The 26144-nt window shown below is 28.2% G+C and carries 29 protein-coding genes and 2 pseudogenes; 7 read left to right on the forward strand and 24 right to left on the reverse strand.

The genetic code is table 11. From position 1 onward, the window contains the following. Positions 1–818 (forward strand): hypothetical protein (locus tag ABGF48_RS06555; protein WP_408105540.1); only part of this gene is annotated, 818 nt, incomplete at its 5' end. 27 nt (positions 819–845) lie between these two features. Here ABGF48_RS06555 and ABGF48_RS06560 read toward each other — a convergent pair. From ABGF48_RS06560 to ABGF48_RS06605, 10 genes are all read right to left on the reverse strand, one after another. Further along, complete coding sequence (locus tag ABGF48_RS06560; RefSeq protein ID WP_408105541.1) at positions 846–1349, reverse strand: hypothetical protein; 504 nt, start codon at positions 1347–1349, stop codon at positions 846–848. Beyond that, entirely contained in the window at positions 1333–2184 is an 852-nt protein-coding gene (locus ABGF48_RS06565; protein WP_408105542.1) for a CPBP family intramembrane glutamic endopeptidase, read from the reverse strand. The genes ABGF48_RS06560 and ABGF48_RS06565 overlap by 17 nt, the downstream gene beginning before the upstream one ends. A 52-nt stretch (positions 2185–2236) precedes the next feature. Next, entirely contained in the window at positions 2237–2704 is a 468-nt protein-coding gene (locus ABGF48_RS06570) for a GNAT family N-acetyltransferase (protein ID WP_408105543.1), read from the reverse strand. Positions 2705–2713: 9 nt separating this feature from the next. Further along, positions 2714–3205 carry a P-loop NTPase family protein gene (locus tag ABGF48_RS06575; protein WP_408105544.1) on the reverse strand — a complete coding sequence of 164 codons (492 nt, stop codon included), beginning with the start codon at positions 3203–3205 and terminating at the stop codon, positions 2714–2716. A gap of 29 nt (positions 3206–3234) precedes the next feature. Continuing rightward, positions 3235–4485, reverse strand: a complete 1251-nt coding sequence (locus ABGF48_RS06580) for an RNA-binding domain-containing protein (RefSeq protein WP_408105545.1) — start codon at positions 4483–4485, stop codon at positions 3235–3237. A 137-nt stretch (positions 4486–4622) separates the two neighbouring features. Next, positions 4623–4916, reverse strand: a complete 294-nt coding sequence (locus tag ABGF48_RS06585) for a hypothetical protein (RefSeq protein ID WP_408105546.1) — start codon at positions 4914–4916, stop codon at positions 4623–4625. Between the two features lie 42 nt (positions 4917–4958). Next, entirely contained in the window at positions 4959–5261 is a 303-nt protein-coding gene (locus ABGF48_RS06590; RefSeq protein ID WP_408105547.1) for a Fic family protein, read from the reverse strand. Positions 5262–5266: 5 nt separating this feature from the next. After that, positions 5267–5434, reverse strand: coding sequence for a hypothetical protein (locus tag ABGF48_RS06595; RefSeq protein WP_408105548.1), 168 nt, complete (start codon positions 5432–5434; stop codon positions 5267–5269). A gap of 159 nt (positions 5435–5593) precedes the next feature. Beyond that, the gene (locus ABGF48_RS06600) at positions 5594–5734 is read right to left on the reverse strand and encodes a hypothetical protein (RefSeq protein WP_408105549.1); all 141 of its coding nucleotides are present in this window, start codon (positions 5732–5734) and stop codon (positions 5594–5596) included. A 543-nt stretch (positions 5735–6277) separates the two neighbouring features. Further along, positions 6278–9631 carry a Cna B-type domain-containing protein gene (locus tag ABGF48_RS06605; protein ID WP_408105550.1) on the reverse strand — a complete coding sequence of 1118 codons (3354 nt, stop codon included), beginning with the start codon at positions 9629–9631 and terminating at the stop codon, positions 6278–6280. A gap of 677 nt (positions 9632–10308) precedes the next feature. Here ABGF48_RS06605 and ABGF48_RS06610 point away from each other — a divergent pair. The 3 genes and pseudogenes from ABGF48_RS06610 to ABGF48_RS06620 form a co-directional block, all read left to right on the forward strand. Next, complete coding sequence (locus tag ABGF48_RS06610) at positions 10309–10566, forward strand: AbrB/MazE/SpoVT family DNA-binding domain-containing protein (protein ID WP_408105551.1); 258 nt, start codon at positions 10309–10311, stop codon at positions 10564–10566. Positions 10567–10781: 215 nt separating this feature from the next. Then, the gene (locus ABGF48_RS06615; RefSeq protein ID WP_408105552.1) at positions 10782–11306 is read left to right on the forward strand and encodes a helix-turn-helix domain-containing protein; all 525 of its coding nucleotides are present in this window, start codon (positions 10782–10784) and stop codon (positions 11304–11306) included. Positions 11307–11407: 101 nt separating this feature from the next. Continuing rightward, positions 11408–11638: pseudogene (locus ABGF48_RS06620) on the forward strand (IS3 family transposase); the annotation flags it as partial. Positions 11639–11781: 143 nt separating this feature from the next. On the opposite strand, the gene ABGF48_RS06625 reads toward ABGF48_RS06620, so the two are convergent. From ABGF48_RS06625 to ABGF48_RS06675, 11 genes and pseudogenes are all read right to left on the reverse strand, one after another. After that, a complete protein-coding gene (locus ABGF48_RS06625) occupies positions 11782–12444 on the reverse strand; it encodes an HAD family hydrolase (protein WP_408105553.1) in 663 nt (220 codons plus the stop codon). A 9-nt stretch (positions 12445–12453) separates the two neighbouring features. Then, complete coding sequence (gene gndA / locus ABGF48_RS06630) at positions 12454–13887, reverse strand: NADP-dependent phosphogluconate dehydrogenase (protein WP_408105554.1); 1434 nt, start codon at positions 13885–13887, stop codon at positions 12454–12456. A 65-nt stretch (positions 13888–13952) separates the two neighbouring features. Then, complete coding sequence (gene uxuA, locus ABGF48_RS06635; RefSeq protein ID WP_408105555.1) at positions 13953–15014, reverse strand: mannonate dehydratase; 1062 nt, start codon at positions 15012–15014, stop codon at positions 13953–13955. Positions 15015–15039: 25 nt separating this feature from the next. Further along, positions 15040–15486 (reverse strand): PTS sugar transporter subunit IIA, encoded by a 447-nt coding sequence (locus ABGF48_RS06640; protein WP_408105556.1) that lies wholly within the window; start codon positions 15484–15486, stop codon positions 15040–15042. Then, a complete protein-coding gene (locus ABGF48_RS06645) occupies positions 15479–16348 on the reverse strand; it encodes a hypothetical protein (RefSeq protein WP_408105557.1) in 870 nt (289 codons plus the stop codon). Before ABGF48_RS06645 ends, ABGF48_RS06640 begins: the two co-directional genes overlap by 8 nt. 26 nt (positions 16349–16374) lie before the next feature. Further along, complete coding sequence (locus ABGF48_RS06650) at positions 16375–16875, reverse strand: PTS system mannose/fructose/N-acetylgalactosamine-transporter subunit IIB (RefSeq protein WP_408105558.1); 501 nt, start codon at positions 16873–16875, stop codon at positions 16375–16377. Between the two features lie 38 nt (positions 16876–16913). After that, complete coding sequence (locus ABGF48_RS06655) at positions 16914–17765, reverse strand: PTS system mannose/fructose/sorbose family transporter subunit IID (protein WP_408105559.1); 852 nt, start codon at positions 17763–17765, stop codon at positions 16914–16916. A 27-nt stretch (positions 17766–17792) separates the two neighbouring features. Continuing rightward, positions 17793–18611, reverse strand: coding sequence for a PTS mannose/fructose/sorbose/N-acetylgalactosamine transporter subunit IIC (locus ABGF48_RS06660; protein WP_408105560.1), 819 nt, complete (start codon positions 18609–18611; stop codon positions 17793–17795). 11 nt (positions 18612–18622) lie between these two features. Beyond that, on the reverse strand, positions 18623–19726 hold the full coding sequence (locus tag ABGF48_RS06665) for an iron-containing alcohol dehydrogenase family protein (protein ID WP_408105561.1): 1104 nt from the start codon (positions 19724–19726) through the stop codon (positions 18623–18625). 11 nt (positions 19727–19737) lie between these two features. Next, positions 19738–20712 (reverse strand): D-isomer specific 2-hydroxyacid dehydrogenase family protein, encoded by a 975-nt coding sequence (locus ABGF48_RS06670; protein ID WP_408105562.1) that lies wholly within the window; start codon positions 20710–20712, stop codon positions 19738–19740. An 87-nt stretch (positions 20713–20799) separates the two neighbouring features. Next, positions 20800–21426, reverse strand: a pseudogene (locus ABGF48_RS06675) (bifunctional 4-hydroxy-2-oxoglutarate aldolase/2-dehydro-3-deoxy-phosphogluconate aldolase); the annotation flags it as partial. Between the two features lie 182 nt (positions 21427–21608). Here ABGF48_RS06675 and ABGF48_RS06680 point away from each other — a divergent pair. Then, entirely contained in the window at positions 21609–22367 is a 759-nt protein-coding gene (locus ABGF48_RS06680) for a DeoR/GlpR family DNA-binding transcription regulator (protein WP_408105563.1), read from the forward strand. A gap of 109 nt (positions 22368–22476) precedes the next feature. Here the strand turns inward: ABGF48_RS06680 and ABGF48_RS06685 are convergent, their stop codons facing one another. Beyond that, positions 22477–22737 (reverse strand): PTS sugar transporter subunit IIA, encoded by a 261-nt coding sequence (locus ABGF48_RS06685; RefSeq protein WP_408105564.1) that lies wholly within the window; start codon positions 22735–22737, stop codon positions 22477–22479. 346 nt (positions 22738–23083) lie between these two features. Here ABGF48_RS06685 and ABGF48_RS06690 point away from each other — a divergent pair, with 346 nt between their 5' ends. Continuing rightward, positions 23084–23314, forward strand: a complete 231-nt coding sequence (locus ABGF48_RS06690; protein ID WP_408105565.1) for a hypothetical protein — start codon at positions 23084–23086, stop codon at positions 23312–23314. Positions 23315–23338: 24 nt separating this feature from the next. Then, a complete protein-coding gene (locus ABGF48_RS06695; protein WP_408105566.1) occupies positions 23339–23698 on the forward strand; it encodes a hypothetical protein in 360 nt (119 codons plus the stop codon). 533 nt (positions 23699–24231) lie between these two features. On the opposite strand, the gene ABGF48_RS06700 is transcribed toward ABGF48_RS06695, so the two are convergent. Continuing rightward, positions 24232–25209, reverse strand: a complete 978-nt coding sequence (locus ABGF48_RS06700; protein ID WP_408105567.1) for a C45 family autoproteolytic acyltransferase/hydolase — start codon at positions 25207–25209, stop codon at positions 24232–24234. Positions 25210–25351: 142 nt separating this feature from the next. After that, positions 25352–26104, reverse strand: coding sequence for a hypothetical protein (locus ABGF48_RS06705; RefSeq protein WP_408105568.1), 753 nt, complete (start codon positions 26102–26104; stop codon positions 25352–25354). Between the last annotated feature and the right edge of the window lie 40 nt (positions 26105–26144).

Consider the following 26144-nt stretch of genomic DNA (forward strand, 5'->3'; position numbering starts at 1 on the left):
GTAATATGAATATAAAAAATTTACTAGAAAAATATTCAATTATTAATCAAAAACTAGACAATATCACAGTTAGAAATATTAAAGGAGGTTTGGTTGCTAGAAAAAAAGGTAATAAATATATCTATTATCATAAAACAAAAATAAAAAATGGAAAATTCACAGAAAAATATTTAAGAAATGATGAAATGAATACGGTTAAAACATTAGCTTACAATTCTTATATCAAAAAATTAAAAAAACATGTATCTAAAACGTTGTTATTACTTAAAAAGTTAAGTAAATTAAATTTAGAAAATGGCATTGATGAAATTTATAATAGTCTACCTGATTCAAAAAAGAGTTTATTTTCTCCTATTGAACCTACATGGGAACAAGTATTAAAGCATTGGAAATCTATACCTTATGAAAAAAAGCCATTTTTACCTAATTCACAAGAAATATATACAAATAAAAGCGAACGTGTTAGATCTAAATCTGAAAAAATTTTAGCTGACTATTTTGACAGCATCGGCCTTGAATATAAATATGAATGTCCTATAGTTATTTCAAAATACTCAACTCTTCATCCTGATTTTACATTTTTAAGTCCTATTACTAAACAAGAAATTTACTGGGAACATTTTGGAATTATGGATAATAAAGAATATGTAAACAATGCAATTTCAAAGTTAGAAGCTTATAATTCAATTGGAATTTATCAAGGAAAAAATCTAATTATTACTTATGAAACACAAATAAAATCTCTCAATACAAATTTTTTCAAAAATCTTGTAAATGAATTTTTAATAATAAAAAATAACTCCAAAAATCAAATTTAACATTCAAGTTTTGGAGCAATAATTTTATTAATTTTTTATCCTACTTTTTTCTTTCTTTACAAAACCCATTAGTTCTTGATTATTACTTCTGATGCTATTTAATAACTTTAGTGCATCTTCATTTTTATTATTATCAATTAGAGCTGAAGAAACATTTAATTTCCATATATTCCATGCTTCTTCCCCTGGTTTAATATTTTTTAATTTTAACAATTCATTTAGTGTATTATTTGGATCTTTAAGTTCCATGTTTTCATTCATTATATTGTTCATTGGAAGTATAAAATTTTTATTTATTCTTTTTGTAGTTACAATATTTTTGATGAAAAATACAATAATAAACGTTACAAAAAGTATCAAAATAAATAGAATATTAAATATAATTGAATTTTTTTCTGGATGATTTTTCATGAAATTTAAGTAAACCAATGATTCTATAAAAAATATTACAGAGAGTATAGCAATACTAACTGTGTTTTTAGGTTTTCCTGTTGATTTTACCAATTCATCAATATTATATTTCAAATTCATTTTTAGCGTCCTTTCTTCCATAGTAAAATATTAAAGCTGTACATATAGTCAATACAATTACTGTTAAAATCGTACCTTCAACCCCAAATGCTGGATCGTAAGCAAATGTGATACTTTTAGTGCTTTCCGTCAATTTAAATATAGAATATTCAGCTTTAAGTCCACTATTTGGCAATCCGAATATTATATTTTGTGTAAAATTCCACATTGTGTGTATTCCCATTACCATCCACAAACTATCGGTATAGTATACAATCAAAGACATCAATAATCCATAGATAAATAAATTATATATCGCTAATACTGAAACCCCTGGATTTGCTAAATGCAATGCTGCAAAAAATATTGGATTTACAATAATTGCAACCCATGGACTTTTGTATCCATTAAGCAATCTTCTATATATGAAGCCTCTGCATAAAATCTCTTCAGTTGATGATTGAATGAATACCGCCACAAATATAGCTAATAACTGTAATGGCTGAAATATTGAAAATGTAAGTTTTATATCTCCATTTAAATATGCCGCCAAGATTGAAATTCCATTAAATACGAATCCTACTAAAATCCCTAAACTAAGCATTTTTAAATTATTTCCTCTACATTTTGCTCCTACATATTTTAATAAGTATCTATTCTTCTTAAACAAATACATAAGTAAGAATGTTGCTACCATCGGCCCTATAAACTTAAAATATAATAAAAATACTTTTATAAAAGGTGTACTTCCTTCAGAAATCCATTCTGTTGCTAATTCTCCTATTATCATAATGAATAGTGCCACAAAGCATATCCATATAAAATTATCTCTAAATCTTGATTTTGTTTCTGTCATTTTTGCTCCTTGTTGTTTTTATTATTCTTAAATCTAATTTTTAGAAGTTCTATCAGCTCTTCTTTTGACATTTATTTACCTCAAATTTTTTTATGTACAATTCAGCTTCTATTTTACTAAATCCTATTGATAAAAACATTTTTTGACTTTGTTGATTAAATGAATAAATATTAGCTTTGATGCTTTTCATTCCTTTTTCTTTAGCAATTTCTAACATTTTTGATACGCACTTTCTACCAATATGTTTATTTTGATATTCTTTACATATTACTATTGCAATTTCTCCACTATCTTGCAACGAAATATCACCTACCAATTTTCTTTTATATTCTATATAATAGCAATCTCCTTTAGATGTTAAATACTCGTACATCTTGTGTAACTTTTCAATATCATAAGGATAATCAATATTATCCACCTGCTTACAAATATCAAGATCCTGATACCAAGCTAATGATACTTCATCATTTCTATAATATGGAATTAATTTTATGTTTGAATCTATTTGTATTTGTTGCATTGGGGGCTCCTACATTTCTCTTAAATATTTACCTGCTTGCATTCTATCAGTGAATATAACTATTTCTTTATTTTTATATTTTTCTAATAAATTGATTACATTTGGACGACTTGTTTGATTATAATTTTTTATAAATTGAATAAATTCCTCATCAACATCCGTTTCAGATTCTGTCCAAGGCATGTCTAGTCTTGGCTTTCCTCTCCTCGCTTCAACACCACTTAAACAAACTTCTACAGGATAATCCAAGAAAATAACAGTGTCGCATGCATTCATTCTTAATTCCATAGTGGAACCATAGTTTCCGTCAATAATCCATTTATCCTTTTTAATTACTTCATTTTGTCGTTCAATTAATGTTTTTCTATCTACTGTTGTCTTATCAGCATTCCAGTACATCATGTCTAAATGATACAAAGGAATTTGTGTGATTTCATGCAATTTTCGTGAAAATGTACTCTTTCCACTTCCTGGACATCCTATAACAATTACTTTTTTCAAAATTGACTCCTTGTTTGATTTTTGAAGAACTATCTGCTTTTATACTTGGTTCCCCTTCCATTTCCAACTTTCTGTACATAACCTTTATCTGATAATATTTGTAAAATATCTAAAACCTTATTCTTTCCAAAACCTGTATTTTGTACAATTTCAGAACTAGCCATTTCTTTATTTTCGATAATCATATATATTTTTCTTTGATCTTCTGTTAATTCATCATATTTAACAATTATAGGTAGTTTTACTTCGATTGAATTATCATACACCTTAAAAATAGGTTTTTTGCTATTGTTTGCATAGGAACGTTTAATCCTTTTTATTCCCGTTCCAAAACTTTCTATTATATTTAATCTAAAAAATATATTACCTATAATTGGATTTCTCATTTTTGAAATTCTTCCTTCAAGATACTCTATTTCACTAACTTCTTTAGGTAATCCCCCTGGAGATGTTATTACTATCCATTCATCTTCCATTGAAATTTGTACATAGGAATCAATCATCCAATCTCTATGAACCAATGCATTTGCCACAGCTTCTCTAAACGCTCTTTCCGGAACCAACTCAACTTTTTTTCTATATGAACCCTCTATTTTTTCATATATATAATTTTCGTTGAAAATTTCAACACTTTTATCATAAGCTTCTAACAATGAACAATTTTTGATTTGATATCTATTCATTATAATATCTTGATTTTCACCAAATTTTACAATGTCCAATATTTTATAATTATTTTCATCAGCAAACATATTTCCTGCATTTGTATATTGATTATTTTTATTCATCAATTCTAGACTCTTCAAAACATCATTATTTATAGAATCTACATTTAATAATTCATTAAATTTCTTTTCTAAATTTCTAAAATTATTATCATTTTTTTCGTTTGTTAAAGAATCATAGCTTTTATTTTTACCCTGTAAAATTAAATTTTTGTATTCAACCATATCAACTTCTATTGTTGATGTATCATTCCTTCTATAGGTTTTAGACTTATACAAATATGGCATTTCATCTCCTGGAATAATATCTAAAAGAATTATATTATTTTCTTGATCTATATTTAGAGTAAAATTAACCTGCGGAGAAATACTATCATTTATTTTATGTTTTATTTTAATCACTTCATCTTTTATATTTTTAATTCCCACTTTTTCTCCTAAATCATTTATTCCAAAAATTATTCTTCCGCCTTCATAATTCGAAAATGCTGTTACAGTTTTTAAGAATGTATCAGAAACTCTTTCCTTAAATTCTAATATCTTGCTTTCTCTCATTTTTACCTCCTTCTTATTAAAATTTTATTTTCAATATTCTATTAAAGTATATTATAAATAAAACGCAAAATCAAACGTATTTTTTTACGTTTGGTTTTGCGTTTGGTTTTGTGATGTAAATGTATTAATATTTTTTTTTAATTCAACAACTTCTGTAATGCATCTATAAAAAGAATCGTCAATGCAATAATAATAACAATCTTAAAAACTAAATTAGCTTTGCCATATTCTTTAAATTTTTTTATTGTAATATATAATTCTTCCCCTAAAAAATATGACCAAAATAATACATTTGCTGATCTCATATCAAATTTCATCCAAAAAGACATAGTTAGTAGAACTATATAAACCATAAGCATTATTCCTACTCCTAAATTTGATGATTTATATCTAATTAGATCTTCTTTTTTGTCATAATCGTATTTAAACATATTACTCCCCTATTTATTTTTTCACTTAAAATATATTATTACTTAATCTAAAATAGATAAATATAGATCTAGTCTTTGATTTAAGTATCTTGCAAACATATCTGCCATTGAAGAAATATTATGCTTAACATGATATTCATCAAATGCTTCGTAATACTTTACTCGAGCGATAAATTTAATATCTATTAGTGGATAGCCAGCTTTCATAAGTTCCAAATTTATTAACAGCCTTCCCTTTCTTCCATTTCCATCAATAAATGAATGAATTGTTTCAAATTTATAATGCACTGGGGCAATTTTTATTAAGTCATCAACTTTATCTCCTTCATGGATATATTTCTCCAAATCATTCAAACAAATATCATTTCACCTAGTGCTGGAGGTATAAAGCTTGAAGTTTTTAACGTTGAGCCTGAAGGACCAATCCAGTTTTGAGAATTTCTAAATTCCCCTGGCATTTTCTCTTCCCCTCTAACTTTAGACAATAACACTTTATGTGTTTCTCGAATTAATCTCATGCTTAATGGTAAGTCTTTGAGTCTATTAAAGGCATAATTTGTAGCTTTAATATAATTTACAATCTCTTCTGTTTCTTTTATTTTTTCATTATTTCTATCTTTTTGAAGGTCATCAACTAGAGAAGCCTACGTCCCCTCAATTTGAGAACATATTACAGCCTATTTCTGTACATACATAGATACAAATAAGTCAATATCTGGTAAAGTGATAGCCATTCCATCTAATCTACCTAAAAGTAAATATGCTTTTTTAATTAGCCCATTTATACTTGCATCAATATTAATATCAATATCTTGCAAATTACTTGGAACAAAGCATTCTTAATCACTTTGCATCCTTATTAGTTTGCCTGCTCTATTATTTTCTAATCACATATAAAATTGCTCCTAATTTAAATATTTTTTACTTAAATCAATTATATATTCTATAAGTAAAATTTTCAACAATATATTTTACTTACAATTTTATTAAAGCACTTAAAAGAGTAGCTTTTGGATACAAATCATTCTTTCACTTTAGAAACAATATTAATTACTAGAAAACTTAAAAAAATGTTAAGAAATTAAAAAAGAATTAGAAATTTTACTCTCTAATTCTCTCAATATTTTACTTTAATTCTTTACCAACACTACTTGTGCCCTATGGACATTTGACAAATAACAAAAAATCCTCCTGATTAAGTTTATATTACCTTAATCAGAAAGATTTTCATACACAAAATTTGTTACAGTCTCCTTTATAAGTTTATTTAATCCTCTTAATATTTTGCCTAGATTCTTTTCCTCAAAACTTGTATCTTATGTGTACTTGGCCAAGAACTTAAAAATATATAAATTCATTATCTATCTGTCTTTGCTATTTCTTTTGTTTTTAGCAATAGCCGCTAAAGCAGATATAGATAAAATCGAACATCCCAAAAATAGGAACACATTAAACTTATCTCCAGTTAATGGATTTTCTGGTTTTATCGGAGTTTTGACTAATGGTTTTACTTGCGGTTTGTAACTATTAAATATTTCAAATCCGTTGTCTACTTTTTTATATGCTACATCGTAAACTGTTGAATCAAATGTTATTTTACCGTCTTTTTCACCTTCTTCTTTTACAGTATAAACTATTTCCTTACCATCCTTGTATTCGTCAAGGTCTGTAAATTGTCCTGACCAATTATTTTCTTTATTCAATACTAATTTTTGACCAGTTTCTTTACCATCTGCTAGAAGTACTATGCTTATACTTGTTGGTCTTAGCTTATCTTGGTCATTATTATCATCCCAGCGTTTTACAACATTTACATTTGTTTTTTCTGGTTTGTAAGTATTGGTTATATCATAGCCATTTACTTGACTTACATAGCCTTCAACCTTTTCTTCTGAAACTGTGTATATTATTTCTTCACCATTTTCATACTTGTCAAGATTTGTAAAGATATATCTCCAATCGCCATTTTCATCAGCTTTTACTTCTTTTCTAGCAACTTCTTTTCCATTTGCAAATAGTTTTACTATTATTTGATCTGGTCTCTTGCCGTCTTGGTTGTTGTTGTCATCCCAAGTCTTTTGACCCTTGATTTCTATTTGTTCTGGAGTATGGGTGTTAGTTACTGTAAAGCCTTGGTCTTGGTTTCCAGTGATTTCACTTGTATAGCCTTCAACCTTTTCTTCTTCTACGGTGTAGACAATCTTATTACCATCTTTATATTCGTAAAGATCTGTAAATTGTCCTGACCAATTATTTTCTTTATTCAATACTAATTTTTGACCAGTTTCTTTACCATCAGCTAATAATTTTACAGTTACAGAGTCAGTTCTCTTACCATCTTGATTATTATTATCATCCCAAATTTTTTTCACTTTCAAAGATTTGAATTCCGCAGTATTTTTTAGAGTAACAGTATAATTTTGATTCATATACTCATAAACCTTGCCAGTATCTTTGCTTACAATTGACCTTTGTTCAAGTTTATCTTCTAAAATTTCCCCAACTTCAAATTTAACATTTGGGTCCTTATTAGTTTCTTCGAATCTTAAAAGTTCTTCAACAGCTACTCCATTTACAGTATCAGGTAAATGTTCTATAACCGCTTTATAATCTGGAGCTTTTAATGTTATTTTTTCTATTAATTGTTCTCCTAAATAAACATTAATTTCAGCATTTTTTTTAATATTTTCATGACTCCATAACTTCCTAATTTCCAGTGATTTTTCAAAATTTGATTTCCCAAACTCTAAATATCCATTAGAGCCAATACCTCCACCTCCAGAAGCATACTTAGAACCTGCAATATCTGTATAATTTGAAATTACTTTTCCGTCATTATCTAGGACACCACCTACGTGATTTCCAATAACTCTAACCACTTTACCAGAGCTAAATATATTATCCGAATCAACTAAACTAGATTCTGCTCTAAATGCATTGTATTGAGTAGAATATACATCTGGCTTAACAGATGTTTCATTATTCTCATCATTTGCGAAGTCACTGTACCATACTATTGGGATACCATTAGGTTGACGATCAGGTAATTTGATTGTATAATGTTGATTTTCATTTTCAAAAAATATATCTCTACTATGCTCAACATTAAAGAAATCATCTCCATTATATTCAGCTTGATTATCAAAAATAGCTACACCATTTTCTATTTTAAATTCTCCATCTCCTGTTGGACATAGCCAAATTCCTCCACCATTAATAGTAGATGTGTTGTGAGCTACAACTAAATTTTCTACCCTTAATCTATGTGGTACAGTTTTAACATGTATCCCTCCTCCATGTACAGCAGCTGTATTATTTAAAATATCTCCATTATTTAAGAAAACTTTATTTGATTTTACTAGTAACCCACCTCCATCATTTTTAGAAAGGTTTTCAGATATCTTCCCTCCATTCATTTCAAACTTTGCAGGAAAAATTTCTGACCATCTTTTTACAGAAATTTGAGGTATGTCCCTAGTGTCTTCCGTTCCTGGGTGCGCTGTATTTGCAATAATAAGATCGTCTACATATACTCCACCACCATCTGATCCTGTTTTATTTTTAGAAATTTCTCCATTATTTAATACAAATTCTGCATTACCTATAACATTTACTCCTCCTCCATAAAACCCTGAGTTTCTGTTACTTGTAATTATTCCGTTATTCATTTCAAATTTTGCAGTCTTTGAAGCTATCTTTAACAAAGCTGATTCACTTAAGGTACTACGTTTTTTATTTAAAGCTATTCCCATTTCATTAAAGTCTTTACTTCCAACATAAACTGCCGGCCCACCTTGATTATCAGATATTTTTCCATTATTCATTTCAAAATAAGAACCATCTCCAACATAGACCCCATTTGCTCTTTTCCAGGAACCCGTATTGTTAGTAATTTCTCCATCATTTAGTGTAAATTTAGATGAATCAATCAGTAAAACTGCACCTGTTGAACTCTTATTACTATTTATGGATCCACCATGCATTATGAATTCACTTTCGTTTGATAATCTTATAGGAGCGGTATATGAGGTTAAATCAGCTTCTACGGAAGCAATATCAAAATTTTCTTTTGCGTAACGAGAATGTAATTTATAATTATTATATATTTGTCCACCATTCATAATAAGTCTTGAATGATCTAAATTAATAGCTGTCGCTCCTATTTCATATCGATGATATGCTGCACTTATGTTATTATGTATCTTTCCACTATTAAATTCTATATATGATTCAGCTTTTGCATATATTGGGCTGCTATAATTATTATACGTCATAAAGTTTGTAAACTCAGCACCATTTACAAATAATTTTGATTTAGTCAAACTTATAAATGGACCTGAATTTTTATAATTAACAGCACCTTTTTCATCTTTCATTTGTCCATCAAATATAAGATTTATAGGATGGGATTTAGTCCCTAACTTTAATTCAAATCCAGGTAAAACATCAAACATTTCCCTTTCTTGAATTTCTCTTTTAAAAGTAATTTGATTATCTCCAGTTAAGATTGTCAAATTATAATCCACTAAGATTTTTTTAGTAAAATTATATTCGTCTCCTAATAATTTCACTATTGGTTTTTTTTCATTTATAGCATTATCTAATTCATCAAAACTTTTTACTTCTGTAATTTCTTGATTTTGCGCAAAACTATCATTACTAAAACTAAAAAACAAAATAAATAACACTAATAATATACTATATGTTTTTTTCATTAATTTTCCTCCTTATTCTCCTTAAAAGTTTCTGTCTATACATTATATATATATATATATATATATATTGTCAATAGAAATTTCTGTAATTACAATAATTTTTTTCTAGGATTGTCAAACATATGTGACAAGAAATCAATCTAATAATATTTTCAAAAGGCATAATTATAATTAACAAACAATGTATATTTCTGTCAAGGAGAAAAGCACTTCTGTTGCCACACCCCTCTATTTTCCAGTGGTCAGGACTATTGTCAAACACCCTAAAAATACAATGTAAACCAACTGTCCAATCATCTGCATTTTTCTCTAAACCTTTTGATATCAAGGTTTTTCTACGCTTTTTCTTCTTACTTCCTTGACAAAAGAGCTATAGTCTCCACGTGCCTCGAGTCAACACTATGAATAAAAAGTCCATTTTTACGTTTTCGCAAACATATCATAGGCTTTTTTAGTATTTTCGTCGTATTTGCAAACATATCATGGGAAGTTATACTAGTACGTATTCGAGAACATATCAAATTATCCTACACTCATCTTATTACTATTAATTAATGACTTAGTACTGCCTTTTCAAAAATGCAAACTAATTACCTAAAATAAGATAATTTTGACTTTTTGTCTTTCATATTATATCATATAGTTAGAAAGTTAGAAAATCTAACAAGGGGGTTTTTATGTTAGTAGAATTAAAAGGAAAGTCACAAGTAACAATCCCTAAAAATATTGTATCTTCCCTAAATTTAAATCAAGGTGATCAATTTGAAATTGTAGAGGAAAATGGAAAAATAATACTTATACCTGTTGCAGTGTATCCTGAACACGTGATTAGTCAATTGAAGGAGTCAGTCAATGAAATCAAAGAATCAATAAAAAAGGGTGAACAACCTCTATTTGATAACCTTGATAGCCTTTTTGAGGAGTTAGATAAATAATGAAATATAAAATTACTTTCTCTCAAAAGTTTAAAAAGCATTACAAAAAACTATCTAATATTGAGCAAAAGCAATTCAAAAATAGGTTATCACAATTTGTAGAAAACCCAACACATCCGTCACTTCGAAGTAAAAAGATAAAGGGAAGTGACGGAATTGAACTGACCCCAAAAAGTTGGACCTAAAAATTCAATTTTTTGGAGATCAGTTTTTTTATGTCAAAATATAGTACGGAATTAAAAATGAAAGTAGTGAAAGCATACCTAAATAATGAAGGTGGCTGTAAATTTTTAGCTAAGAAATATGAAATTAATAATGAATCAATTGTAAGAAGATGGATTAACGCCTTTAATTCACAAGGATATGATAGTATAAAAGTTTCTAGAAAAAATAAGAATTACTCTTTTGAATTTAAGCAAAATATAGTAAAGTTATACTTAACAGGAGAAATGTCCTATCAAGAACTTGCTAATCAATTTAAGATTAATAATCCATCTTTAATTACTAGGTGGGTAATTGATTTTAGAAATCAAGGGCTTGATGGACTTAAGCCAAAGAAGAGAGGAAGGTCTTCAAGTAAGACTAAAGATAATAAATTATCTCAAAGACAACTAAAAAAAGAATATTCTGAAGAAGAGATAGATGAGATTAAAAAGCTTAAGGAAGAAAATTACTGGCTTCAAATGGAGATAGATTTCTTAAAAAAAAAGATGGAATTAGAGGACGAGGACGAGGACTAATTCAAAAGCTAAAACTTCAAGTAACAAACTTTGCACGTAAATCGAGAAAATACTACTCATACAAAGGAACAGTGGGTAAAGTAGCACCAAATAGGATAAAAAATCGAATATTACAAAGTATGTCAAGAAAAGAAAATTGTTTAGATAATTCTCCAATGGAAAACTTCTTTGGAATATTAAAACAAGAAATTTACTATAGCAATACATTTAAATCTTTTAACGATCTTAAAAATACAATAGAAAAGTATATAATATATTACAATGAAGATAGAATAAAGGCAAAACTCGGATATTTAAGTCCGATTGAGTATAGAAAATTAAATGCAGCATAGCTGCAATTTCCCCTAGGGGAAATATATAGGACGTAAAAAACCAGAGACAAATATTTCTAAATGTCTCTGGTATAAAATCCAACTTTTTGGGGTCACCTTATTATGAGAGAGTTTTTTGTTATTAATTATATTTAATTAAATTATTATATATTATTTTCTTCCAAGTATTCAATAAATTCTTTAAAATCATTAAATACTAAATTTGCATCCTCTTTAATTTCATCACTATCATCTATATCAACGACTAATACAGCTGTAGCTCCAGATAATCTTGCAGCTCTTATTCCTGTATTAGAGTCTTCTATAATAAATGTATCTTCAGGTTTGGATTCCAGCATTTCCATCGTAGTATTAAATATTTGAGGATTTGGTTTACATGCTTTTACTTCATCGCCAGTAACTATAACATCAAAATATTTTCTAATATCCTCTTTCTCTCTTCCATACAATATGTCTAATCTTTCTTTGCTAGATGCTGTAGCCATACCTAATTTATATTTTTTATTTTTTAAATAATCAAGCAACTCTTTAATATAAGGCTTATACAAAGATCCTTCATAATTATTAATCATCTCTGTTCTCATTTGATTCATTTCCATATTTATAATATGTGCAATATCGTGTTCAAAATTAAACATTTCTGCTATTATATCTGTAGTTTCGAAAAAATTTTTACCATTTATTCTTTTTTTCGCTTCTATTGTAAATTTAAAATTATATTTCTTAGCCACAGCTTCCCAAGACTTTAAATATATTTTTTCCGAATCCAATAGTGTACCATCATTATCAAATATAAATGTATTCATATCTATCCTTTATTTATTCCAATTTTCTTCTACTTCTTCATCCCATTTATAATGGAATACACCTTCTTCATCAATTCTATTGTAGGTATGCGCACCAAAATAATCTCTTTGTGCTTGTATCATGTTAGCAGATAATCTTTCACTTCTATAACTATCATAATATGCTAAAGCACTTGTAAATCCTGGTACAGGTATACCAGCTTTCAAAGCGAGTGATGATATTTCCCTAGCTGCGTCCTGATATGAAATGGCAATATTCATAAAATAATCATCTAGTAGTATATTTTCTAAGTCAGGGTTATTTTCATATGCTTCCATTATTTTTTCTAAGAACTGCGCTCTTATTATGCAACCACCTCTAAATATACTAGCTATCTCTTTATAATTTAAATTCCAATTGTACTTTTTACTTGCTTCTCTATATAAAGTAAATCCTTGAGCATATGACATTATTTTTGAAAAATATAAAGCCTTTCTAATTTTTTCAATTAATTCATCAGATACTTTAGGTATATTTATATCTGGACCTTTTAAAATTTTAGATGCATTAATTCTTTCATTCTTCATCGCTGATATATATCTAGCAAATAAAGCAGCGTTTATGGTAGGCAAAGCAACTCCCAGATTTAATGCTGATTCGCTAGTCCATTTACCTGTACCTTTATTACCAGCTTTATCCAAAATAACATCTATCATCGGTTTGCCTGTTTTAGTGTCATATTTTCTTAAAATTTCTGATGTTATTTCTATCAAAAAACTATCAAGTTCCCCTTCATTCCATTTTTGATAAATATCCGCTAATTCTTCTACATCTAAATCTAAATAGTTTCTCATAATATCATATGATTCTGCTATTAATTGCATATCTCCATATTCGATTCCATTATGTACCATTTTTACAAAATGACCAGACCCATCTTTACCTATATAAGTAACACAAGGTTTACCATCACTAGGTGCCTTAGCTGATATCTCTTCTAAAATAGTACGAATTCTATCGTATGCTTCTTTTGATCCTCCAGGCATCATACTAGGCCCTTTCAAAGCACCTTCTTCTCCTCCAGATACTCCCATTCCAATAAAATTCACTTTTAAATTTTCAAAAAATTCAGATCTTCGTATTGTATCATGATAGTTCGAATTACCACAATCAATAATTAAATCATCTTCATCAAGTAAAGGAAGCACCTCATTTATCATATAATCTGTAGCTTCTCCTGCAGTAACCATAATAAAAATATTACGAGGTTTTTCAATCGATTCAACAAAATCTTCTATAGTATATGCATCAATTAGATTTTTGTCAGGGTTATTGTTTTTAACTTTTTTTGTTAATTCATCTCCTCTATTGTATATAGCTACATTATATCCTCTACTTTCAATATTTAAGGCTAAGCTACTACCCATAACACCCATTCCCATTACACCAACTTTTGCATTCATAATTAAATCCTCCAAAAACTATATTAAAAGAAAAGCGTTATATACTGAAATATTTTCACTATATACTACTTACTCTTTTTAATTGCTTCATCTAATCCTTGTAAATAAGATAATCCTAAAGCTCTATCATATAATCCATAACCAGGACGGGCAATTTCACCCCATATGGTTCTACCATGGTCTGGTCTTGCAATACCATCAAATCCAATATCATTTAACGCCTTTACTATTGCATACATATCTAAAGATCCTTGATTAGATTTATGAGCTGATTCAATAAAATGTTTTTCTCCTATAATATCAACATTTCTTAAATGGGCAAAATTAATTCTATATTTCAAAGAATGAATTATATCAACTAAATCATTATCTGGATTTGCCCCTAAAGAACCTGTACATAATGTCACTCCATTATATGGTGAATCAACAGCTTTAATTATTCTTAGTAAATCTTCTTTATTTTTTGTAATTCTAGGATAATCAAACATTTCATATGGTGGATCATCAGGGTGAATCGCCATTTTTACTCCACTTTCTTCACATACAGGAATAATTTTTTCTAAAAAGTAAACTAAATTTTCAAATAATTTTTCTCTTGTTATTCCAGAATACATTTCTTCAAGTTTTTTGAATTTTTTTAGTCTTTCTGGTTCCCAACCTGAAAGCTTAAATCCTTTTGTTTGGCCAGATACCAAATTAAACATATCATCAGGATCTATTCCATCAATAATTTTCTGATCATATTCCAGAGTAACAGAACCATCATCTAATTCATATGATAAATTTGTCTTAGCCCAACCAAATATCGGTTTAAAACTATAACATATTACTCCAATGTCATTTTTCCCTAGATTTCTGATTGTAGTTTTGTAATTTTCAATGTATTTGTCTCTTTCAGAAGTACCCGCTTTTATCGAGTCATGAATTGCTACACTTTCAATTCCTGCTAACTTCAATCCTTTTTCTTCAACTAAATCTTTCAATTCTTTTATTTCATCATAATTCCATACATCACCTGGAAGTTTTCCTACTAAAGTACCAACCACACCATGCATATCTGGAATTTGTCTTATATGGTCAAGAGTTATAGGATCTTCTTTACCATACCATCTAAAAGTCCATTTCATAAAAAAACCTTTCTATACTTTAAGATTAAAAATCATCATCTTCTTCAAATTCATCACTTAAATCATTCATAGACCATATAGTTAAAGCATCTACTCCTTCTCGATATATAGTAGATATTGCTTCTTCAACTTTTATTTCTGACAATTGATCACTTATAGCTTGAATTAAAACTGGTAAATTTACACCTGATATTACATATTTATTTTTTTGATATTCATTTTCCAATTGATTTATTGCCAACAAAGCCTGATTATAAGGACTTGCATTAGCTAAATCTGTAAGTATTAATACACCAGTTTCTCTCCCAAAACCATCAATATATTTTATTATCTCTTCATTTAGTTTATTTACATCATCTCCTGGATTCAGATTTAATGTATGTACATTATCTACTGCACCTATTATAACTTTTGCAGAATCTTTTAACCCATCACTTAGTGATCCATGAGTAGCAATTATTATCTCAAACATTTTTTACCTCTTCACTTAATTCTTGATATAACTTTTCAAAATTTTCTACTTTCATATTATTAGCATTCAATTTTTTTCTACTTACTTTGTATTTTCCATTTTCATATTCTGTTGCCACTTTTAATGTGACATTTTTAGGTAAATAAGCTTTTTTGAACAATTCTTTATTATGTTTATATTCAAAACTAAACAAATCGTAATCAGCACCTATACTATCTAAATATATTATATTTGCATCTGAATTCAACTCAGAAAGTCTTTCTAATCCAGCATTATTAGTACAACCAGAATCTAGAAAAGCAAATGAAATAGTTTTGTTAAATTTACCTTCTGCTATTAAATTTAATATATATATCAAAGAAGAACTATTTCTAATTTTTGTTTTCCTACTTGCAGTTCCTCTTACTATCCTATTAAACAATATGAAAAATAAAAAATAGGATATCATGATCATAAGTGCAGGTAAACTAAATATATTTTTTCCTTTTAAAACATCTACCGCAAAGAAAATTGTGTATAATATCGCTATCGATATTGCAATCAAAGATGAAAGAAAAATAAAAATTATACTATTTCTTGATTGTAATTTTTTATCTAAAGGATAATAAGATCCCATAAATGAAGAAGGGGTGTCGTAATATGTAGCAAGAATTATTTTTGCATTTTTTATACTTCCCACATATAAATTTCTATTTTTCTTATCTTTATTATTAAATATATCTACTTTTACATTAGAGCTAATGCTTCTTAAGTCTTTTTCTAATGCTAGACTAGCTCTTAATTTCTGTTTCTCAGTATATCTTTTAGACAATATATATCCATATCGTACTAGTATATCTTTTTTGAATTCTTTGTTAATCATAATATCCTTTTCTCTTATACTATTTGCTAATTATTAAATATTTTCGCATCGTCGTAAGTAACTTTTGTATCAGATGGAGTTGCTTGGAAATAAATATTTTTTATACCTAATTCATCATGCATTTCTTTGATCATTTTTTTATCTTCATCATCTATATATACAGTCTTGTATACTTGTAAATCACCTTCTGACTTTTTAGCTATCCCACCAATATTTAACTCTTCAATTGGAATACCATGTTTAGCTAATTCATAAAAAACGTTAATAGTCTTTGCTATTACTATTGCTGAATAATCCTTAAATTTAAATTCATCCCAATAATATTTTGCTTTATCTAGAGTCATTATTATTGTTTTTTGTCCTGTACGACTTCCCGCACTTTTATATAAATCTTTCATAAATTTATCTTTAGCTACCACATCGTCTACTACGAAAATAGAATTCACACCATTTCTCTGTGATAATGTAAGCATAACTTGTCCATGAATTAAACGTTCGTCTACACGAGCTAAATTTACTTTTCCCATTTTATCTCCTTTATTTTATTTCGTATTCTAAACTAATATTATAAAATTCCTACGCCAGCAAGTACTGCTAAAATAAGTGTCAACCATAAAAGGGCTTTTGTAACATTTAAACCTTTCTTATTGAAATACCAATATACTCCAGCTACAACAGCCAATGGTAAGACACCAGGTAAAATCTTATCTAAAGTTTCTTGAAGTATAAATTCTTTACCAGAAATATCAAATGTTAAACTTGAACTAACTTTTACATAATTACCAGCCAAAATCCCCATCATAAACAAACCTAATATAGATAAAGTTTCTATAGTTTTTTGAATACCCTTACTTGATACTAAGTTAGTAGCATTACGTCCCATTGTAAATCCTTGTCTAGCAAAGAATAATCCAATTCCTAATTGATATAAAGCGAAAGCTACAACTGGGAATAATGCTCCCAAAGCTGAACCGTTTTGTGCCCATGGAACTGCTATAGCTATAAAAATATATTGTATAGTACCAGAGTCGATAGCATCACCGATACCAGCTAAAGCTCCCATTAAACCAGCTTTTGTATTATACATAAGATCATCAGTCATAGTTATTTCTGCACCTGTTGATTCTTGATGAGCACGTTCTTGTTCCATTGATGCCATAAGACCAGTTATAACACCACCACCCCATGATAATTGAGTATTAAAGAAAAGCATTTGTCTTCTATAAGCTGCCTTTAAGTCTTCATTATTTTTATATAATTTTCTTAAAATTGGCATCAAAGCCCACAATAATGAAGCTGCTAAATAATGTTCAAATGAATGCGGAATTTCATTTATAAAATGCCAACGAATATATGATTTTCTAACATCCTTTTGGGTAATTTCTTCAGGTGTATATCTTTTATTTGTTTTTTCCATTTTTTTCTCCTATATCTATCCTAATTATTAAAAGTCATCGTCATCATCAAATTCCATAGAATCTGAGCTAGTTTTTGCTAATTTACTTTCTGAAAACTTAGCTTCCACAAAAATCAATGCGATTACTGCACCTAAAATAGCATATGTTACCATTGATACTCCTAACGGCTTAAAAATAACACTTAGGAAATATGCTAATAGGAAAAATGGTACATAATCTTTACGTCCAATTACATAAACTGTTGTAGCTATACCTATTGCAGCTAAACCACCACCAACTACATCTAATATATGTAATACAGGTGTATTTTCTAATTTTGTAACTAAATCTGCAATTACTGGTGCTCCCCAATACAATGCTATAAACATTAAAGGAACAAATATTAAGAATGAAGCTATTATAGGATAAAGAACAACTGTTCTTGTAATTCCTGCATCATTTAATTTTTCTATTTCTGCATCAACTTTTTTCAAAATAAATGTATTTAGGAAAAATCTAAATTGGTATGCATATGATCCCAAAAGTCCAACTGGTATCGCTACAGCAATTGATGCTTCCGGTGTTAATCCACCTAATAAAGCAACTGGTACTGCTATCGCTGCAGCAACAGCTGGTTCAGATGGCATGGAACCACCTGGTGAAAATACACCCATATATATTAATTGTAAAGCTGCTGTAACCATCATAGCATCCTTAACATTTCCCATTACTAAACCTACTACTAAGCCTGTCATCAAAGGTGAAAATCTCATAGTTAATGTAGCTCCACCTAAAAATGATCTTGACATAACTGCAGCAACCCACAAAGCAATCAATAAACTTTGTAATACTGTTAATTTGTCCATTATTTTTCTCCTTATTTATTTATATAATTTTCTAATTTTATAAACGTTTCTTTTAATATATCTTGATTAATTTCAAATGGTAATAAATGAATTTTTTCTTTACTATCCATTAAATTTGTGATATCTTCCATTTCCTTTTCAGTAAATTTTTCAATTCCAAAATCTTTTAATGATTTAGGAAGATTTAATTTTTCATAAAAATCGTTTAGCATGTCAATTTCATACCATTTTTCTTCCAATGCTAATTGATACATCATACCATAAGCTACTTTTTCACCATGTAAAAAATTATGTATTTGTGGTAAATATGCTGACATTGCATCATGCACTGTATGTGCGGCTGTATTTCTAGCATATTTACCTCCTAGCCCACCTACTAAACCAGCTATTCCAAAAATCACTTCTGATAAATTATAAAAAACTTGACTCACATTGCCATTTTCTAAGTCTTTAATAGCTTCTTCATAATTATTTAAGATTTCATCTCTACATATCTTAGACGCTTTTCTCGCTAACTGGACCATAGGTGAAACTATTACGTCTTCCTGACTTGTTACCATATCAGACTCGTACCACTTAACTATTGTATCTGCCAATCCTGCTATAAATAATCTTTTTGGTGTTGTTATAATTAAATTCGGATCCGTAATTAAGAATTCACTATTAAACGTTTGATGCTCAGACTTTCCTTCTGATAATCCATCTTCTTTATACATTACAGATAACGCAGCCCACGGTGCACAATTACTTGCCAATGTAGGAACTAAGCCAAAAGGCACATGGCTCTTTGCACTTACAAGAAGTGTTAAATCAGACATTTTACCACCACCAACACCGATTATAAAATCAATGTCGTTTTCTATAATAATATTTGTGATTCTTTCTGCTTCTTTGTAACTACATTCACCATTATATTTTTCAAGTTTAAAATTTCTTGATTTATCACTTAATACATTTTCAAAAAATTTTTCAGCTCTTTCCCATGAAATTCCACCATGTAAAAGAAGAATATTATATACATTTTTTTCATTCAAAAGTTTAGTTATACTATCAATTGCACCAGGAGCATAATGATAATAATGAGGACCAGTTTTTAATATTAAATCTTTTATCATCTTTCTTTCCTTTAGTTAATCAATTCTTTTGGTTTGTTTCCATTATATACAGACTCACAATCACTAACACACTTTTCTCCCATTCCTCTTAGGCACTCGTATGTATAAGCTGAAGTATGTGGTGTAATAATCACATTATCGTATGAAAAGTATTTATGATCATTTTCTGGTGGTTCAACTTCTAAAACGTCAGATGCAAATCCTGCTACTTTATTCTTTTCTAAAGCTTCAATCATAGCTTCTTCATCTATTAAAGCTCCTCTACTACAATTACTTATGTAAACCCCATCCTTCATCTTAGAAAATTCTTCCGATGATAACATATGGTAGTTTTCTTCATTTAAACTTGCACTAACACAAATAACGTCAGATTCTTTCAAAAGATAATCCAAATCAACTTTATCTGCTCCAAACCTTTCACAAGCTAAACTATCTTTATTAGGATCATAAGCCAATACTTTGCATCTAAATCCATAATACAATATCTCGCTTATTCTACTACCAATATTACCTATTCCTATAATTCCTACCTTTTTGGATGATAATCCATTACCTATGAATTTAGCCCTTGTTTTCCACTCTCCATCTACAGCTGCGATATTTGATTGCTTTGTTTTTCTCATAACAGAAACTAAATTAGTAATACAATTTTCAGCTACTGCATCTCTTTCAACAAGAGGTGGTACTATACTTACATATGTTCCATGTTCTTTTGCAGCTTCTACATCGATATTATTAAAACCTATACCATGTCTTGAAATAATTTTTAATTCATCTTTATTATCAAAAAATTCTTTCGTAAAAAATGGAGTTACACTAGCTATTATATAGTTGTATCCTTGTAGAATTTCAGCTAATTCCTTACCACCTATATTCGCATCTACTCTGAATCTTTTTACTTCACCAATTTTTTCTAATCTACTTAGATGATCTTCAAAAATTCTCCCAAATGAACTAGAATTTACTATAGCTATTTTATTATTCAAATTTCACCTTCTTTCATTTTGTAGTTCATCACACTTATGTAAAATATCCCTTTCTAATGTTTACGTTTTCAAGTTTAATAAAAAATATTAGCTAATAGATTCAAAGACTTCTTTAGCTTCTTTTGATAATCTTGTTATTTCTTTCCAATTACCCTCTTCTATTAACTTTTTGTCACAAATCCAAGAGCCACCCACTGCGTGTATTTTTTCAAAAGATAGAAAATCCTTTAAATTACTTATATTTACACCCCCTGTTGGCATAAATTTTATGTTTGGAAATGGTGAGGCCAAAGATTTTATAGCTTTTAATCCTCCGAATATTCCTGCTGGAAAATATTTAACAACATCTATATTTTGTTCAATTGCTTTCATAATTTCAGTCGGTGTTACCGCTCCAGGTATAATCGGTATATTTTTTTCTTTACATCTTTCTATAATTTTTTCATTATATCCAGGTGAAACTATGAACTTAGCACCCGAGCCTAACGCTTGTTCTAATTGTTCTAGATTTATTATAGTTCCTGCTCCTACATAAGTATGAGGAAACTTTTCAGCTATTTCTTTAATAGAATCCTTGGCTGCATCTGTTCTGAAAGTTACTTCTACAACATCAATTCCACCATTATATAAAGCCTTTGCCAATGGTACAGCATCTTCTACTCTTTCGATCACTGCAACTGGTATAATACCACACTGCTGAAATCTATCCATTACCTTTACCTCCTTCTTTAATTTGAATTTATAATATCATAAATGATATACATTTTCAATCGTTTTTCGTTTTTATTTGTCGTTTTTTGTCGATTGATTGTTTCCGATCATTATTTATCTATATTTTTTTATTTTCTTTACATCATTTAATAATATTTGCTATAATCTTTCCAAGGAGTACACATATGATAAAAAATCAAAGATTAGATTTGATTCTAAAATTAATATCAGAAAAAAAACATATTTCTGTTAATGAACTTTCTTCTACTTTGGGATATGCAAAATCTACAATTAGAGCAGATTTAAATTTATTAGCTGAGGCAGGTAAAATTATAAGAACTCATGGCGGAGCTTCTTTATCTAATAATGAAAACTCCTCATCTACTTTATTTGAGTCTAGAATTAAAACTTGTGTAGCTGAGAAAAAGGAAATAGCATCTAAAGCTATTTCAAAAATTAAAAATGATGAGTGTATCATTCTAGATGCTAGCACAACCTGTTATGAATTAGCGAAATTAATCGCTAAATCCTCTCTTAGAATAACAGTTCTTACCAATGGATATTTAATTGCAGATACACTTAAAAGCAATAAAAATATTTCTACTGTTATAATTGGTGGTTTGCTTTCTAGTGATTCTTATTGGGTTGAAGGAACTATGGGAGTTTATATTTTAGATAATTTTAATATAACTAAAGCTTTTATATCTTCAAGAGCTATCAACGAAAATGGACTAGATGATTTTAATATATATGCAGTACAATTAAAAAAAGTATTCATAGAAAAATCTAATGAAATTTACGCTCTAATAGATAATACTAAATTCGACAAAAATTCTGCAGCGAACATCTGTAATCTAAGTGAAATTAACTATCTAATTACTGATAGTAAGCTTAGCAATAACGTAAAGAAATATTATGAAAAACTTGGAGTAGAAATTTTATAGAAGAAAAAATTCGGATTTTATTTTTTACTTCTACTGTAAACAAAATAAAGAGCATAAGTAGTATTTATGAATAAATAATCCTCTAACACCATTTATGCTCTTTTATTTTTTATATTTCTGATAAAACTCTTAGAATATCCTCTTTCGAGTTAGATTTTTTTAAGAGTTCAATATTTTTTTCATTCATAAGTTTTCTAGAAATATTTGCCAAAATCTTTAAATGTTCATCATTATTTTTTTCTGGAATTAATAAAGAAATAACTAAATTAACTTTACTACTATCCAAAGTTTCCCAATTGTTAGGTAATAATAGATATGTGACAAAAAAATAAAAAAATAGGAAGCCATCTGGTAATATAAGTTTAAGCAAAAAAATAAATTATCAGAAAGAAAGGCTTCTTATAAAAACTAGTATAACAGAAGAAATGAGATTTCGTCAAAAAGTTGTGGAATATGGGATAAAACATAAAAATAATGCAGAGGCTTAAAGAAGATATAAAACTAGCAGACAACAAGTACAAAGATGGCTAAAAAAATATGATGGAACAGTAAAATCTTTAGCAAATAAATCAAGACGTCCACATAGACATCCTAATGAATATACAAACTATGAAATAGAATTACTTAGAAAAAAATATCAATATCACAAATATGAAGGACTAGGTCAGGTATATAGAAAATGCCTTGATTCAGGATATAAAAGAAGCTATGGTTCAATGTGTAAACAAATAAAGAAATTTAAGAATTATGAGAAACCGAAGAAAATAAGCTATCCAAAAAGTAAATATAAACCATTAAAAGGAACTTACCCAGGTGAATATGTAGAAATAGATGTAAAATATGTACCACTTGAATGTATTGGATTTAAGAGTAATTATGAAAGGTATTATCAAATAACAGCAATAGACTTATACAGTAGAAAAAGAAAACTTAAATTAGTGAATTAAAATAGTACTCATGAAACATCAAAAATGCTAAAAACACTGGAAAAAGAATTTGGTTTCAAAATAAAAACTGTACAGACAGATAATGGCAAGGAATTTTGTAATGATAGAGAACAAAAGAAATCAGCATTTGAAAAAGTATTGGAATATCTAGAAATAGAATATATAAAAACAAGACCATATTCACCTTGGCAAAATGGTGTATTAGAAAGAAGTCATAAAATAGATAATTATCTATTTTACAGTAAAAAAAGATTTAAGAGCGAAGAAGAAATGTATAAGGCATTTCAAAGATATAGCGTAAGGACAAATAATATAGCAAGAAGAGTATTGTCATTTAAGACACCAAACGAAATGGTTGAAAGTTATTTCAAAAAGGCAGCATAATGCTACAAACAATGCCTATCCCTGTCAAGGTACGCTTTGCTTTTCTCCTTGACAGAAACATACATTGTTTGTTAATTATAATTATGCTTTTTGAAAATATTATTAGATTGCTTTCTTGTCACATATGTTTGACAATCCTAGATATATTACTTTTTGCCCCCATCAATACCGTTGACACGACCTACCTAAATATCTAAAGTGTTGCTACGACACTTTCATAATATCTAAAGTGTTGATACAAGTAAGTATTTGAAAGATATTTTTGAACACTTATTCTTAAAAATTAATCATATAATTATCTAGTTTAAAATTCATAAACCTGTTGATTTCTAGCTTTTTAGAGTCTATAATACACTATTACCTTGTCATCAATACTACCGTCTCCACGTGGCTCGAGTCGTCACTATAGATAAAAATCCTATTTTTACTTTTTCAAAAACATATCATAGGCTTTTTTAGTATTTTTGTCGTATTGGGAAACATGTCATAGGGGGTTTTATACTAGTACGTATTCAGAAACATGTCGAATCTTACTACCACCTCTTATCAAGTTCAAATCTTTTCTTACTTGGATTTCCTTCACATCTATATATTTTTTTATTATTTATATCATAAATTGAGGACCATATAGTATCAAAAGATAAATTCTTATCATATTGACACATAAACCCATATTTCCCACTTAACAGTTTTTTTATCTCTTCTAGTGAATAATTTTTATAGTCTTCTTTTATTAAAGTATCAAATCTAATATGTGATTTAATATCATCTTGTAAATTACATTTAAAAGCTTGCATACCTTCGGATACAAAATGGTTAGTTCTAAATAAGGCCCCCTCTGAGATTATTTTAAAATATTTATTCTCTGAATTAAGTTCAGCTAAAAGCACGTCTCCTTTTGCATCAACAACTATAATATTCTGCGATGACCCTATTTCTACTTCTTCCAAAAATTTTTTAGCTTGATCTACTGTAGCACATTTTTCTAAAATATATCTTATTAGAAATCCGGCATTAAATCCAAGAGCTTTTACTGTTGGATATACAAAAGTTAGTCCACATGCAAGTCCCTTATCATTCATTCCATCTTCCATTTGAATCATAGCAGTAGTATTAGCAATAAATGAATATCCCTTATCCAACTTATAGAATGCACTATCCGTCAATTTACCAATAGACTTATCAAAGTCACTATTCCTAGCTAGGAATATTACATTGTCATTAGAAATACCTATACATGAACAATAATTTTCATATGTAAAAACATACATGCTAGTTAAAAAAGCAAATACTTTATCAAAATCTTGCTTTAATCCCTCTCCAAAGCCTCTAATTTCTTCAATTATTTCTGGAAAATACTTTTCATAAATAGGATATACTTCTCTTCCATAATTTAGTTTTTCTTCGTCTAATAGTTTGTCAAAATCAATGTTCTTTCCATTCTTGTAGAGCATACATCCATATTTATAACCAGCTTCTTTATGACTATTTCGCCATCTTGAGTGATACATTTATTCCCCCTAAAAAATGTTATTACAATCTTTTATGATAAATTTTATCATATTGGTTACGGTAACCTTTAAGTGTTAATAATAGATTCACATAATAAAAAATTTATGTCAACGGGAAATATTTATTAAGATGTAAAAATGACTAAATAGTACTTATTCTAAATTTAATTGAATTTAATTTTTCCGTTTTAATTTGTGGATAGCCTTTATAGAATTCTACATGTCCAAATATTGCAATATCATATATTATATCAATATCAATATTGTCTTTCATTTTCGCTCTAAATACTTTTATCTTATTTTTCCAACCTTTATTTTTTCTAACTTTAATTAATAAATTGTAGTACCCTTTACCATTTATTTCTTCTACTTCAAGTTTCACTCTTCCATAAAATATATAAATTTTATTATCTTCAGATTTATCAATCCAAGTATTTAAACTCTTTCTAGAAATTACTTTATACTTTGATTTACTATAATTAATTTTATCTTCTATTAAAAATGGATTATTAGATAAAGACATCATGTCTTTTATCGTGCTGTCACCTTTTTTTCTTCCTAATATAGAATTGAGCACAGATTCTAGTTTATCATTTATTTGATTATCGCTTAATGAGCTAATATATTCTTTAGTAAGTTTATTAGAAGCATATTCATAATTGTATGAACAATAATCAAGGTGATTTGATGATGGCAATTTTGATAGATATGCTCTTTTTTTTGATGTTTTATGGGTGAAACTTAACTCAGCTTGTTTACATTCTGGACAAAACATGCTATCTATATATTTTGAAATATCTCCATTTTTTTCTTCATATTCTCTTTGTACTTCATCAATAGAATGAATTTCTAAATCCTTTGAAAAATAAAAATCAGTAAAAATCTTATTATTCATATAATTAAACCTCCCTATTTTGCTTTATAATCATTCTTCC

This window comes from Helcococcus bovis (assembly GCF_046035835.1).
In the GTDB taxonomy this organism is placed as follows: Bacteria; Bacillota; Clostridia; order Tissierellales; family Peptoniphilaceae; genus Helcococcus; species Helcococcus bovis.